The 14,021-nt window shown below is 59.6% G+C and carries 14 protein-coding genes; 9 read left to right on the top strand and 5 right to left on the bottom strand.

The features are described 5' to 3' along the window. Window positions 1-77: 77 nt before the first annotated feature. Window positions 78-494, bottom strand: coding sequence for a hypothetical protein (locus K1Y02_09155; GenBank protein ID MBX7256515.1), 417 nt, complete (start codon window positions 492-494; stop codon window positions 78-80). Window positions 495-575: 81 nt separating this feature from the next. Here K1Y02_09155 and K1Y02_09150 point away from each other — a divergent pair, with 81 nt between their 5' ends. Next, window positions 576-779: a hypothetical protein gene (locus K1Y02_09150; GenBank protein MBX7256514.1), complete on the top strand. Its 204-nt coding sequence runs from the start codon at window positions 576-578 to the stop codon at window positions 777-779. A gap of 2 nt (window positions 780-781) precedes the next feature. Here the strand turns inward: K1Y02_09150 and K1Y02_09145 are convergent, their stop codons facing one another. Together K1Y02_09145 and K1Y02_09140 are read right to left on the bottom strand one after the other, a co-directional pair. Then, on the bottom strand, window positions 782-2,254 hold the full coding sequence (locus K1Y02_09145) for a DNA photolyase family protein (protein MBX7256513.1): 1,473 nt from the start codon (window positions 2,252-2,254) through the stop codon (window positions 782-784). Beyond that, window positions 2,251-3,378, bottom strand: a complete 1,128-nt coding sequence (locus tag K1Y02_09140) for a hypothetical protein (protein MBX7256512.1) — start codon at window positions 3,376-3,378, stop codon at window positions 2,251-2,253. The genes K1Y02_09145 and K1Y02_09140 overlap by 4 nt, the downstream gene beginning before the upstream one ends. A gap of 264 nt (window positions 3,379-3,642) precedes the next feature. On the opposite strand from K1Y02_09140, the gene K1Y02_09135 reads away from it, so the two are divergent. Further along, the gene (locus K1Y02_09135) at window positions 3,643-4,905 is read left to right on the top strand and encodes a prolyl oligopeptidase family serine peptidase (GenBank protein MBX7256511.1); all 1,263 of its coding nucleotides are present in this window, start codon (window positions 3,643-3,645) and stop codon (window positions 4,903-4,905) included. Between the two features lie 21 nt (window positions 4,906-4,926). Then, a complete protein-coding gene (locus tag K1Y02_09130) occupies window positions 4,927-6,522 on the top strand; it encodes a phospholipid carrier-dependent glycosyltransferase (GenBank protein MBX7256510.1) in 1,596 nt (531 codons plus the stop codon). An 89-nt stretch (window positions 6,523-6,611) separates the two neighbouring features. Here K1Y02_09130 and K1Y02_09125 read toward each other — a convergent pair whose 3' ends face one another. Both K1Y02_09125 and K1Y02_09120 read right to left on the bottom strand, forming a co-directional pair. After that, window positions 6,612-7,010, bottom strand: a complete 399-nt coding sequence (locus K1Y02_09125; protein ID MBX7256509.1) for a helix-turn-helix domain-containing protein — start codon at window positions 7,008-7,010, stop codon at window positions 6,612-6,614. After that, on the bottom strand, window positions 7,007-7,243 hold the full coding sequence (locus K1Y02_09120) for a type II toxin-antitoxin system HigB family toxin (GenBank protein ID MBX7256508.1): 237 nt from the start codon (window positions 7,241-7,243) through the stop codon (window positions 7,007-7,009). Before K1Y02_09120 ends, K1Y02_09125 begins: the two co-directional genes overlap by 4 nt. 72 nt (window positions 7,244-7,315) lie before the next feature. Between K1Y02_09120 and uvrC the strand changes: the two genes are divergently transcribed. The 6 genes from uvrC to K1Y02_09090 form a co-directional block, all read left to right on the top strand. Continuing rightward, window positions 7,316-9,232, top strand: coding sequence for an excinuclease ABC subunit UvrC (gene uvrC / locus K1Y02_09115; protein ID MBX7256507.1), 1,917 nt, complete (start codon window positions 7,316-7,318; stop codon window positions 9,230-9,232). Next, window positions 9,229-10,521 carry an alpha/beta fold hydrolase gene (locus K1Y02_09110; protein ID MBX7256506.1) on the top strand — a complete coding sequence of 431 codons (1,293 nt, stop codon included), beginning with the start codon at window positions 9,229-9,231 and terminating at the stop codon, window positions 10,519-10,521. The genes uvrC and K1Y02_09110 overlap by 4 nt, the downstream gene beginning before the upstream one ends. Window positions 10,522-10,637: 116 nt before the next feature. Next, a complete protein-coding gene (locus tag K1Y02_09105; protein MBX7256505.1) occupies window positions 10,638-12,098 on the top strand; it encodes a hypothetical protein in 1,461 nt (486 codons plus the stop codon). Continuing rightward, entirely contained in the window at window positions 12,095-13,000 is a 906-nt protein-coding gene (locus K1Y02_09100; GenBank protein MBX7256504.1) for a sugar phosphate isomerase/epimerase, read from the top strand. The genes K1Y02_09105 and K1Y02_09100 overlap by 4 nt, the downstream gene beginning before the upstream one ends. 18 nt (window positions 13,001-13,018) lie before the next feature. After that, on the top strand, window positions 13,019-13,540 hold the full coding sequence (locus tag K1Y02_09095; protein MBX7256503.1) for a DUF456 domain-containing protein: 522 nt from the start codon (window positions 13,019-13,021) through the stop codon (window positions 13,538-13,540). 114 nt (window positions 13,541-13,654) lie between these two features. Further along, window positions 13,655-14,021, top strand: a 367-nt coding sequence (locus K1Y02_09090) for a hypothetical protein (GenBank protein MBX7256502.1), incomplete at its 3' end; no start/stop codon positions are given.

Genomic DNA, 14,021 nt, shown 5'->3' with positions numbered 1-14,021 from the left:
CGTATTGCCTGGGCACGTAAATAGTGTGCGCAAATGCTCGCGGTAAGGCAAATTCGACAGAAGCTATGTGTGCGATTCTACTTGGTGCCGCGTTCTTGTTGCTTGATGCGTTCCCAGGCGGCGATGGCGTCTTCGGGGGTGGCGGCCTTGGTGTCGCCGAAGACATGGTCATGGCGGCGGACCATCTTTTCGTGGGCGCGTTCGAGCGCGTTGCGGACGTTGAAACGGCCTTCGGCCTCGGCGGCGGCTCCGGCGGCCAACAGCACAAAAAGGGTGTCGCCGAACTCTTCCTCGGCGTGAGAATGGTCGGTGCCGGACAAGGCTTCGAGGAATTCTTCCATCTCACCGACGGAGTGCCGGGCAAAGTCGTTGGAGGTCTGTTCGCGGTCCCAGGGGCAGCCATCGGGGCCGCGCAGGTACCGGCAAAGGTTCATAAGGGCTTCAAACCAATCGGCTTCGGAGACTGGGTCGTGAGGTAAGTGGGGGAGTTTCATCCGTATACCCATCCGTAAATTCGCTAAAGTCTATGGCGATCCTGCCGATAAAGAAATTAGAAGTTGCAGGAGGGTCGTAGAATGACGGTTCAATGTTGTAAATGCAAGAAGGTTCGGATAGGCCGGTTGTGGGTTGAGCCTTCGAGAGAAGTGACCGGAGCCGTCAGTCACTCGTATTGCCCGGAATGCGCCGAAGCGTGTTTCATCGAGATCTTTTCGCTTCAGGCGAGCAAGGCGCCCTCCATGACGACGTTGTACGCGTTAGCAAACAGCGTAGGACGATAATTTTACCCCTTCCCTCCGCGCCGGATGGTCTCATACCCCGCCAAAGCCCTCAAACGCACTACCCCATGATCAACCACCGGCGCGGGGTACTTTGAACCCAAGGTAACACCGGCTTCCGCGAGAACACTTGCGGGCGCCTCCCAGGGTTTGTGAATCCACTTCGCAGGCATTCCGCTTAGCTCAGGAACCCACCGCCGAACGTACGCGCCCTCCGGGTCAAAGCGCTCGCCTTGTCCAACGGGATTGAAGACGCGGAAGTAGGGGGCGGCATCGGCGCCGCAGCCGGAAGTCCACTGCCAGCCCTGGGTGTTGGAGGCGAGGTCGGCATCGACGAGGGTATCCCAAAACCAGACGGCGCCCGCCTGCCAGGGAATCATGAGATCTTTCGTGAGAAACGATGCAACAATCATGCGGACGCGGTTGTGCATCCAGCCGGTGGTCCACAGTTCGCGCATGCCCGCGTCGACGATCGGGTAGCCGGTGCGTCCGCGTTGCCACGCGGCGAGACCTTCGGGGTCATCGCGCCAGGGGAAACGCTCGAAGGCGGTGTTCAGTGGGCGCTCGGCCGTGTGCGGGAAGTGGTAGAGCAGGTGGTAGGAGAATTCGCGCCAGCCGAGTTCGCTGACGAACTTGTCGGAGCCTGACACAGTGCCGGAACGCGTATCCCACACGCCGCTCTGCATCAATGCGCGCAGTACCTGACGGGGACCGATCTCGCCGAAGTGCAGATGGGGCGATAGACGCGAGGTGCCGGTCTGATCGGGACGGTCGCGGCCCTCGGAGTAGTTTGCGAGGGCGTCATCCAGGAAACGTTTTACTTGCGCACGCGCACCCGATTCGCCGGGCGTCCACGCGGCACGAATGCCACCGGCCCAATCGACGGACGGTTCCAGTTGGAGCGCGTCGAGAGCGAGGGACCTTGGCAAGACGGCGGGCACGGCCAGTTTCTTCGGCGCGCGGATAGCGTCCGGCAGAGAGAGCTGCGCGAGGCACGTCCTCCAGTACGGCGTGAACACTTGATAGGGCTTGTCCTGCTTCGTGGCGATTTCCCAAGGCTCGACCAAGAGAGTGGAGTTGAAGCTGTCGACGGTCAAACCGTCATCGCGCAAGGCCGACTTCACGGCGGCGTCGCGAGCGATGGCCGCGGGCTCGTAGCGGCGGTTCCAGTAGACGGCAGTCGCACCGGTTTCGCGGACGAGGGAGCGCAGCGTGTCGAGGGATGGCCCGCGCCGCATGATCAGTTGCGAGCCAAGTTTGCGGAGCGAGGCGTCGAGCGAAGCGAGCGATTGGTGTAACCAGTAGCGGCTGGCCGCGCCCTGGGGCCACGCGCCTTCTTCTTCGGGCGCCCAGATGAACACGGGAACGACAGGCCCGCCGCGACCTATGGCGGCATGCAACGCGGGGTTGTCTTCGAGACGGAGGTCGTGCCGAAACCATACGATGCTGGCGTTCGATGCAACGGCAGCCTTGGTCATTTCCATTCCCAATCGAGGCGATTCTGGGCGAAGTCGCGCAAGGCCTCAGAGCGCAAGAAGGACTTTGCCGTCTCGTCGTTCTTGAGATACGCATCCCAAAACGCGGTGGTGGCGATTCGCGTGTATTGGAAGATACCACCCTGGTCAAAGCCCGCGTCCATGCGGGCCAGCGTCTTCGGAACTGTGCGCCAAGCCGAGCGAAATGCACTGGGATTAAGCGGATCGGGCATGGGTATGTCGAAGAGAGGGCCAATATACGAGAGGTGGTTGGCGCCCTGGATATACAGGCAGTACTTGTCCCCTTCGGGCGCAAATTTGTAAGGCTCCGTACGCCAGATGCCCGGGTCCAGTTGCGGCGAGGGGTCGCGCGAACCACTGACAACGAGCATGGGACGCGTAATCTTCTTCCAGGAACTCTCGGTAAGGCCCAGCGGGTCGCATCCCTGGCCGGATAACAAGATAAAGGCGCGTGGGCGCGGGTCGCCGTAGGTGGCAGGGACGCTGGTGACGGGATCAGTCAGTTCCGCGCCAGCGATGAGTTGCGTTGTGAACGCGCCGTAGGAATGGCCTGCCATGCCGATGCACGTTGCGTCGATCTTGCCTTTAAGCGCGGGCGCGTATTCGTCAAACCGGCTCAAGTTATCCATGAGGAACGTAATATCGCGGATTCGGTCGGACCACGCGGCCGTGCCCATTTCGATGGGGCGGCGCATGTCCTTCACGAGCTTGCTGACACTGCGTTGAAGGATGCGGCCTTCTTCGTAACCGTGCGTGGTGATCACGCAGACGTAGCCGTGGCCCGCCCAATGGCGCAACAGGTGCGGGGCAGTCTCATTGGAATCGCCCGCGCCGTGCGAAAAGAGGATCACGGGATAAGGTCCGCCGTCCGTGGGGGTGTACACGCGCACGGGGAGTTTGTGGTTGCGCGATTCATCGAGCAGGAGAGGCAGGTCGATGACTTCCACGGAGTGCTCGCCGAGGGACAAATACGTGTTGACGGATGACTCGGGCACGGGTTGCTCGGCTCCTTGTACCGCGTAGGCAATCACGGCGATGAGTATCGTGGCTATGACTATCTGCACCGAAATACGGTGCGCACGGCGGATCGATGAGACTGGGATCATGGGTATCTTCCACTTCAAACATACACTGAACAAGACGGGGTATTCTGGCATTCCGATGACAACAGAAGCGAGCACGGGGAGACCTTACGGTCGCATGCCGACACGTGTGGCGGCGGAGTGGTCCGCCGCGGCGGATCAGGAGAGCCTGCCACAACTTGGAGTTGCAGAAGCAGCGAGTACGGGTGCCGCCGGACTGAGAGATAAGGTCTGGTCGAAACGTGAGCCTCGTGCTAGACTGAACATCTGCGGAACGAGGGCTGTTCGATGACCACGAAGCACTATTTGTGTCGTGTAATCTTTGCCGTTGCAGTCCTGGCGGCGTGGGGTGTTGCCGAGGAACCGTGCTGCGGTTGCGGCCCGGACGGGACGCAGGATAGCGGGGCCATTTACCGCATCTGCATGCCGCCCGAGGGGGAATGGAACGGCGGGCTGATCGTCTACGCGCACGGGTACATGGCCTTCAACGAACCGTTTGGAATCCCCGAAGATCAACTCGAATTCGATGGGGGCATCTCCGTGCCCGAAATCATCACCGGGTTGGGGTATGCGTTCGCGGTGACGAGCTACAGCGTGAACGGGCTTGCGGTGAAGGAAGGCCTAGCTGACGTTGTCGATCTCGTGGACGTGTTCACGGAGCAGTACGGTGCGCCGAGTCCGGTATACATCGTGGGCGTGTCCGAGGGCGGGCTGGTGACGGCGCTCGCGGTCGAGAACTATCCCGACGTGTTCGACGGCGGTGTGTGCGCGTGCGGACCCATTGGCGACTTCACGATTCAGATGCGTTGGTTCGGTGATTTCCGCGTCGCGCTGGATTACTACTTTCCAGGGCTTCTGCCTGGAAGCGTCGAGAATGTACCGGCGTGGCTCATCGATTCGTGGGGGAGCTATTACGAGGACACCGTGCGTCCGGCGTTGTTCGATCCCAACAATGCCCGCAAACTGCGCCAACTTGTTGCGTTGACGCACACACCGTTCGATATGCTCGATTACCGCGCATCGCTGGAGAATTCGCTGAAGGACTTGCTGTGGTACAACGTATTCGCAACCAACGATGCAACTGCAAAGCTCGGAGGACTGCCCTTTGATAACCAGTCCCGCCGCTATGGCGGAGTGCCCGGGACGTTTCGATTAAACAGAGAGATTGCGCGGTATTCGGCGAGTGATTCGGCATTGGATGAGATCGCCGCGCATTACCAAACGTCCGGCCGGCTGGAGCGTCCATTGGTAAGCATACACACGCTGTGGGACCCGCAGGTGCCGTACACGCACATGGCCGCGTACCGCGCGAAGACGTTGCGCACGGGCAGCGCATCGCAATACACCCATATCCCCGTGGTGCGCTACGACCACTGCGAGTTCAAGGAGAGCGAGGTGTTGCTGGCGTTTGCGCTGCTGGTGCTGCGCGTAGAAGGTACCGATGCTGTGATTTCTCTCGCGCTGGACAGTAAACTCTCTTCGGTCCAAGAGAAGTCGGGATTTCGAGCGCTGGCCAAGCAGTATGGCCTCCCGCTCGAGCCGGCGCGCTGAACGCAGGGGATACACCGCACTATGTCGATTCCAGAAGCCGAATCGTCCGAGAGGCCGTTGCGCCTGTCTATGGTGCTCCCGGTGCTGATTCCGTGGGCGGTTGTGTTGGGCATTGCCGTTGCTGGAATCGATTTTGGCGAACACTTCGACGAGCACTACATGATCGAAAGCGTGGAACGGACCATCGATCGTGAAGTGCTGCTGCCGGGGTTCTACAACTATCCGTCGATGCTGTATTCGCTGTGTCTGGCGGCGCTGCTGCCGGACGCGACGGCAACGCTCGCGCAGAATCCGGGGCTGGGACGCGAACGCATCGACGCGCTGAAACCGATTGCGTTGGAGAAGATTCATACGAAGGGCTACACGCTGCGGGCGCGTGTCGTGAGCGCGTTTGTGTCGTCGCTGGCGGTGGTGTGGGTGTATCTGCTTGTGCTCGTGTGGCGCAGGAAGTGGGGCGAGGCGTTGCTGGCGGCGGGCCTGATGGCAAGCTCGTGGGAAGTGGGGTATCACCTTCGGTACATCGCCGTCGACGCGGTGATGATGCAATTCGGCGCGCTGGTCATGCTGCTGGTCGTGGCGTATCTGCGGTATCCCGCGCAACGCTGGTTGCTGTGGGCGGCGGCCATTGCGGCGGGATTTGCGACATCGACAAAGTATCCCGGCGGGTTACTCATTTTACCCGTGCTGGCGGCAGACGCGATGACGTGGTCCGGGCGCGGAGATTGGGCGAAACGCGCGACGCGATTGGTGTTGCTGGGCGTGACGTTTGCCGCCGCATACTTGGTCATAACGCCGGGCACGGTGCTGGAACCGATTAAGTTCATCGGGAATGTTTCCTACGAGTTCAAACACTACAAAGGCGGACACTTCGGGCATACCGTCGCGCCAGGGCCGCAGCATTTCATGAAGATTCTGCGCTACGACACGCTCGATATGCTGTCGCCCTACAAGGCGATTGCGTCGGCGTTTTTCGTGTTGTCGGTGGCTGGCGCCATCTGCGCGTTGCGTAAGACGCCGAAGATTGCCGCGCTGTATATTGCACTGCCGGTGCTCTACACGTTGTATTTCACAATGCAGCGCGTGATGTTCGTCCGCAACCTGACCTTGGCGGCCCCGTTTCTGGCGGTGTGCGCGGCGATGGGCGTAGGCGCGTTGTGGGCAATGTGGAGCAACAAGGTGTGGCGAGGCGCGCTGGCGGCGGCGTGCAGCGCGGCAGTGATCGCAAGCGTGGTGTGGCAGGCGGAAGCTGTCAGCACGATACGCGACCGAAACACGGTTCGCTTTCTGCGCGATGCGCTGGCGTATGCCGATGCGCATCCAAACGAGCGCATCTTCACACCCGCGATCACCCACGAACGCCTGGCGGCAGTGCGTGCGAGTTTGCCGTCGAATCTAGTCACTGATACGGCTTCCGCCACGCAGGCCCTATTCATCTGGACCGACGGCTTTCCCGATGGATGGCAGACGTTTCCGGCGAATATCCCGCGCGATGTGGTGGCGTGGTTTGGGCCCAAGGCGACGAACTTTCCGTATGCAACGGCATGGCCGGAAGAAATGATTGTGGTGACGCCAATCGCCTGGGCGCGGGAGCATGGGGTGCGCGGCATAACACCATGAAACGCTATTGGGGATGTGGGGATAAGAGGAGACGGGGCAACCTTACCGAGATTTGAGCTGCGGGAGGTCCCGAAGGGTGAGTTCGCGCTCTACACGAAGACGGACGGAGTGACGTGGAAGCGCTTGGCTAGCGCGCGGATTTGGCGGATATTGAGATCTCGTTTTCCGTTCAGAATCTCGGAAACCACACCTTGCGATCCGACTTCAGGCAAATCCGATTGGGTCAGACCGTGTTCTTCCATGAAATGCGCTAACATTTCCGATCCCGAACACTCAGGCAGCGTATAATGCTGTTCTTCGTACGCGTGGATCAGCGTGCCCAAGGTGTCCAGCAATCCATACAAAGGGTGGCGCTCGTTGGTCCCGATCTCGTCGAGAAGCTCGTTCATATGCTTTACGGCCACGTCGTATTGACGCTCATTGCGAATCGTCAACACGGTGCGAAGCGGGGTCCAGTGTTGTTTGAGACTTTCCAGGCGGGCACTCATTGTTTCCAGGCTCCTCGATCGTATTCCTTGTGCGTGAGCACATGGCGAACATACACTCTGTATCGATTGAAATGAATCGACGCAATCAAGCGATATTTGTTGCCGCCGATATTGAAGACAATCCAATGATCGACTATATCCGCGGACGGAAACAAGAGTCCCTTTCCGTCATTGCCGCGCACGGAACACGCCAGAAATCTGCTAAGATGTGCGTCTAGCCTTGGCAGGATCAGGAGCCCGTGGGATGAGGAATTTCCGTTGTTTTGAGCTGTTTCGCGCTGCGGCAGGTTTGGAGTAACCACACCATGGCTGGCCCGCCGGAAGTCACCCAGCACGAGCGGCTCGATCTGACCTCGCCCAACCGGGAGCGGACCCCGGAAGAGTTCCTCGCCCAGTTCGAAACGGCGCGCGTACCCACGTCCCCGGGGTGCTATCTCATGCGCGATGCCGAGGACCGCGTTTTGTATGTGGGCAAGGCGGCCAACCTGCGCGCGCGGGTTCGCTCGTATATCAACGAGAGCGACAGCCGTTACACCGTGAAGTTCCTGATGCGGCGCGTGGCGCACATCGATTTCCTCGTGACCAGCAACGCGAAAGAGGCGCTCCTGCTCGAGAACAGTCTTATTAAGGAGCACAAGCCTCGCTACAACGTCCGCTTGAAAGACGACAAGAGTTACGTAAGCGTGCGCGTCAACGTGCAGCACGCGTACCCCCGCGTGACCGTCACGCGGAACTTGCGTAAGGACGGATCGCGCTACTTCGGGCCCTATGCCAGCGCTTCCGCGGTGCGCGATACCATGAAGCAGGTGCAACGAATCTTCCCATTGCGCTTGTGTTCCGACAGCGTGCTTACGAGCCGCGCGCGGCCATGTCTGTATTACCAGATGAAGCAATGCAGCGCGCCGTGCGTGAATCTCATCGACAAGGAAAGCTACCGGGAAATCGTCGGCCAGGTTCTCATGATGCTGGAAGGCCGCAGCGCCGAAGTCGAGAAACTGATGGTGGAGCGGATACAGCAGCACGCCGAAGCGCTCGAGTTTGAGAAGGCGGCGCAACTCCGCGATCGACTATTCGCGTTGCGGCAAACCCTGGAGCGGCAACGCGCCGTGCGTGTCGAGGGCAGTGCCGACCAAGATGTGTGGGGATTCCACACGCAGGGGCGGTACGTCGAATTGCAGGCCCTGTATTTTCGCGGCGGGAAGATGAACGGTGGCCGTTCGTTCTCGTTTAATCAACGCGAGACGCCCATCGAAGAGGTCTTGAGCTCGTTTCTGTATCAGTACTATTCCGAGATGCCCGAACCGCCCGCGGAGATCCTGATTCCGCTTCCCTTGGAGGACGTGGATGCGTTGACGGAAGTCCTGTCCGAGCGGCGCGGATCCAAGGTGTTGGTGCATTGGCCACAGCGAGGCGAGAAGACCGCGCTAACCGATCTGGCCTCGCGCAACGCGGCGATCAGCTTCGAGGAGAAGCGGCTGGCCGATCAGGCGAACCGTGACCTCTTGGCGCAAGTGAAAGACAAGTTGAGTCTGAGAAAAGAGCCCAACCGTATTGAGTGCTTTGACATCTCGACGATTCAAGGCACGATGGCTGTCGGCTCCATGGTGGTGTTTGAGGGAGGCACGGCAGCGAAGAACCGGTATCGCCATTTTGCCGTGAAGCAGGTGGAAGGCCAAGACGACTTTGCGATGATGCGCGAGATTCTGCTTCGCCGCTTCAAGCGCGCTATCGAGGAAAGCGATTTGCCGGACCTGGTGCTTATTGACGGCGGCAAGGGGCAGCTTGGCGTCGCGACGACGGTGTTGAAAGACCTGGGCATCGAGGATCTCGACGCGGTGGGCATTGCCAAGTCACGCGCGCTGGAAGACGGCGGTCATTCGCCGGAACGCTTCTTTTTGCCGGGGCGCTCCAATCCTGTAATTCTGCCCCAGAACTCGCCGGTTGTGTTGTACCTGGCGCGAATCCGCGACGAGGCGCACCGGTTCGCGATTACGTATCATCGCAAACGCCGGGGCAAATCCACGCTGGCCACGTTGCTGACGAATATCCCCGGGGTGGGTCCAAAGAAGGCCAAGGTTTTGTTGAACCGGCTGGGCTCCTTGGCTAAAGTCCAAAGCGCCAGCGTAGAGGACATTGCAGCCCTCCCGGGATTCAACGCGAAGCTGGCGGAGTCGATTTTGACGTATCTTGCGGCGGTGCGGCCGCAGGGAGAGTCTTCATGACCGTAGCGATTGTTGTACTCGCGATAGCTCTGGCCTTGGTATCAGCCGGTCTCGCCTTTCACATCTACCTGAGCGCACTCCATGATCGGTGTCACGAGCCGGTGTTGGCCGCGGAAATCCACACGGTCGTTACGGAAGACGGTTGGACCCTCTTTCTGCACCGGCGCAGGCCGGCCGGTGGCGGTGGAGAACCGGTATTTCTGTGCCACGGCTTGGCGACAAACCACTTCAATTTCATGCTGCCGCCGCACGCTTCTATCAGCGACGCACTGGTGGAGGCCGGGTACGATTGCTGGATCGTTGATTTGCGCGCGTGCCGGTCCGCGGTGCCCGCGCCGGGTGTCAACCGGCTTAAGGCTACAGTCGACGATTTGTTATTGCGCGACATCCCGGCGGCGCTCGGTCACATCGCAAAGACGACGGGCTACGACAAGGTGCACTGGGTCGGCCATTCCATGGGCGGCATGCTGCTCTACGCTTACGAATTGCAGTTTGGCAATGCGCGGGTTGCCAGCGCGGTGACACTCGGCGCGCCCATCGGGTTTGCCGGTGTGCGACACAAGAGTCATTCGTTTTTGGTGGCGATTGCCCCGTACGTTCACCGATTCATGGCAAATTCGTTCAAGGCGCTCGCGCCGCTGCTCAACAAGCGGGTGTATAAATACCGCTGGCTTCCAATCGATTGGGACAATACCGATCCACGCATCGGCACCGCCGAAATCTACCACGCCATGGAATTGCCGCTTCCGCTCATCGGCGGGCAAATGAACCATTGGGCGTCCACGCAGACATGGACCATGTGCGATGGAGCGCTTGACGTGCAAGCACGTTTGCACGAGCTGCAGACTCCACTGCTCATCGTGTTGGGGCGGTCCGATCCGTTTATTCCGCAGAATCGGGCGCGCGCGTTCTTCGACGCGCTTCCTAATCCAGACAAGAAGATGTTGGTGCTCTCTAAAGAGAACGGATATTCCGCCGACTACAACCACATCGATCTGGCGGTATCGACCCACAATGCCGAAGAGGTGCAGCGCCCCATCGTCGAGTGGATTCAAGCGCATCCTATTCGCATGCAAGCGCCGGAGGCGCATTCCGCGGATGCCCGCACTGCAACGCCGAAGAAACGGGGGTCCGCTCCAAAGAAGACGGCTGCAAAGGCCACCGCGGCTCGAAGCGCCACAAAAGTGCGGCCAGCAGCTAAGAACAAGGCAAAGTCCCAGGCGAAGCCAACGGCCAAGGCAAAGACCAAGACTAAAACAAAGGCAAGAACAGGGAGAAAGAAGTCATGACTGTTCGGCGAAATGCAATCGCGGCGATCATCGTCGCGCTCGTTGTTGCCACCGTGGCGCGAGCCCAGGACCCGTGGCAACAGGCAGCGGAGAACGGCGAGAAGGCGCGCCGCGCCTTGATAGGTTGTTGGCGATTTGTGGACGGCTGGCTTCAGCACGCGGACCCGGAGACGGGGTTGATTCCGCGCAATCTGTCGAAGGATTTCTATTGGAATGCAAAAGACTCCGCCGCGGACAACTATCCATTCATGGTGCTCTCGACGTATTTCACGAACCGTCCGATGTTTGAAGGGCGCATGAAAGACATGCTCGCGACCGAACAGCGCGTCTGTAACCGTGTCGACCGCCTGCCAGACACGTACGATTTCGTGACGAGGACTTTTCTGACTCCACAGCCCGATATGAAAGACATCATTTTCGGCGCGAGCGAATACGCGAAAGACGGGCTCATTCCCATCACGGAACTCCTGGGGCCATCGCCGTGGTCGGATCGCATGCTCGCAATGCTTGATGACATCTGGAAGAACAGCATCGAACAAACGGAGTCGGGCGCGATGCCATCTACATCGCATGAGGTTTGCGGCGACTTGCTGCAATGCTATTCGCGCATGTATTGGATGACTGGAAACGATGTCTATCGCCAGCACGTTTTTGCATTGGGTGATTACTTCCTTCTGCACCATCCGCCCGCGCAGGCCGACGAATTGAGGTTGGACGATCATGGCTGCGAGGTCGTCAACGGGCTTTCCGAGGCGTACTACATCGCCTCGAAGACGGACCCCGAAAAGCTGAAAGCGTGGCAGCCCGAGATGCATCGCATGCTTGATCGGATACTCGAAGTCGGACGCGACGACACCGGCCTGCTCTTTAGCCTGATCGATCCGAAGGCCGGCAAGGTGAAGTCGGAAGACCGCACGGACAATTGGGGCTACAACTACAACGCGTTTCTCGTCGTGGCCGAGGTCGACAAGGAAGAGAAATATCGCGACGCGGTGAAGTTCGTTCTTACGAATCTCCCCAAGAACAAAGAATACCTCTGGGAAAACGGCGGTTCGGACGGGTATGCCGATTCTCTGGAAGGCGGCATCAATCTGATCAATCGCATGCCCATCCCCGAGGCCATCGAGTGGGCGGAATTCACGGCGGAGAAATTGCTTGCCAAACCACGCGACACCGGCGTCATCGAGGGCTGGCACGGCGACGGAAACTTCGCGCGCACGGCGCTTATGTACGCGCTGTGGAAGAGCCAAGGCACGTGGTTAGAACCGTGGCGCGCGGACCTTCGGCTGGGCGCCGTGCGGGCAGATGACGGCACACTCTACGTCGTCATCGAGTCCGACTGGCCGTGGAAGGGGCAGCTTCGCTTCGATAAACCGCGTCATTCCGAGAACTTACACATGCCGTGGGACTACCCGCGTCTGAATCAGTTCCCGGAGTGGTTTACCGCAACTCCCAATGCAACCTTTACCATTGATTCCGGCATCTTAACGGGCGAGCAGCTCAGGAACGGTATCCCTGTCTCGGTGACGCCCGAAGCGCCGGTCCGGCTGCGTGTGCAGCCCAAGGAGGGTGGATGATCGAGACGACACGCCGTCAGTTCTTGACCACGGTAGCGGCGGCCGGCGCCGCGATGGCTTTCACGAAGCCGGCGGCGGCCCAGACGACGTTGCTGCCGGTGTGTGTGTTTTCAAAGCACCTGCACTTTATCGAGGACTACTCGGAACTCGGGAAGACGGCCAAGGCCATCGGCGTGGATGGGTTGGACCTGACCGTGCGTGCGGGTGGCCATGTTGAACCCGGCACGGTGGCAGCGGATCTCCCGCGCGCCGTGGAGGCGATTCGCGCGGAAGGCGTGGACGTTAACATGATTACAACCGGTCTGAAAAGCGGACACGATCCGGATGCTAAACCGATTCTGGAAGCGGCGTCCAAACTTGGAATCCGCTATGCGCGCATCGGCAACCACAAATACACCGAGAACGGCGATATCCTTAAAGAACTGGATGCATTTACAGGCGAAGTGAAGCGTCTCGGAGAAGTGCTGGCCGCGTGCAACATGGTCGGCGGCTATCACAACCATTCGGGTGCGTACAACGTGGGCGGTCCGCTGTGGGATCTTCATCGCATGATTACGTCCATCGGCATGGACTGCATCGGATCGAATTTCGATGTGGGTCACGCCATGGCGGAGGGCGCGGCCGGAGCGTGGCGCGCGAACACGCAACTGATGGCGCCCCACGTGAAGATGATGTCGATCAAGGATTTCGATTGGGAAAACAGCGAGCCGAAATGGGGCCCATTGGGCAAGGGCTGCGTGCAAACCGTGGATATGCTCAAGATCGTGCGCGCGGCCGGATTCGCAGGACCCTTATCGTTGCACTTCGAATACAAAGTGTCGTCGCGCGACGCCATTTTGGAGGAAATGCGCGCGGCGGCTATCACCTTGCGGGGCTATCTCGCCGAAGCCGGATACGCATAACTTAAGAGGAATCGTTCTGTGTTGATGACGGTGCTTGTTGTATTGGGATGGATTGTGTTCGGACTCGCGATTCTGACCGGGCTGGTGCTGGACCTGCTTGGACTCTTCGGCAATTGGGTCATCCTGGCGGCCATGGCATGCGCGTGGGGGTTCAGCGGTTTCACCTACTTCGGGTGGCAAGGCCTGGCCATCATGCTGGTACTGGCCATCGCGGGCGAAGTGCTTGAGACCGTCGCCGCCGGTTATGGCGCGAAAAAGTTCGGCGGAAGCAAAGGGACAATTGTCGCAACACTTGTCGGATGCATCCTGGGCGCAATCCTCTTCACCCCACTCATCCCTGTTCCCCTGGTCGGCACTCTAATTGGCGCATGCCTGGGCGCGTTTCTTGGGGCTACCCTCTACGAATACATCCAGATGGAAAAGAAGGTAGGCCAAGCATTGTGGACCGGCCTTGGCGCGGCGCTGGGCAAAGTGGCAGGAGTCTTCGCAAAGCTCGGCATGGGATTTGGAATGCTAATCGTCGCTGCGGTGACGTTTTAGCGACTCCAAAGCATGTGAACTCTGCAATCCGCAAATTGACATCCCCTGTACTCGGGTGATACACCCTCGATAGCTGCCTTAGTCACGGCATAACCGAGGAGAGTTCGCGTTACCATGAGTGGCAAGTCAACGGAGTCGAGCAAGGTAGAATACGGTCGCAAGGACATTGCGGAATTGCGCGAGGCTGTCGCGCGGATCGTCGCGACGACTCCGGTAACCGATATCCACACGCATCTCTACGCGCCACCATTCGGTTCGCTCTTGCTGTATGGCGTAGATGAACTGCTCACGTATCACTACTTGATTGCCGAGGTCCTGCGGGCCACGCGTATCCCCTATGATGACTTCTGGGCAATGGACAAACAGGCCCAGGCCGGTTTTATCTGGAAGGAACTTTTCATCAACCGATCTCCCTATAGCGAGGCGTGCCGCGGTGTGTTGACCGCGCTCGACAAGCTGGGGCTAGACGTGAAAGCGCGCG

The sequence above is a fragment of the Candidatus Hydrogenedentota bacterium genome (genome assembly GCA_019695095.1).
Taxonomy (GTDB): Bacteria; Hydrogenedentota; Hydrogenedentia; order Hydrogenedentales; family SLHB01; genus JAIBAQ01.
The sequence above is the reverse complement of the archived record's forward strand: the minus strand, read 5'-3'. Positions and strand labels throughout refer to the sequence as shown.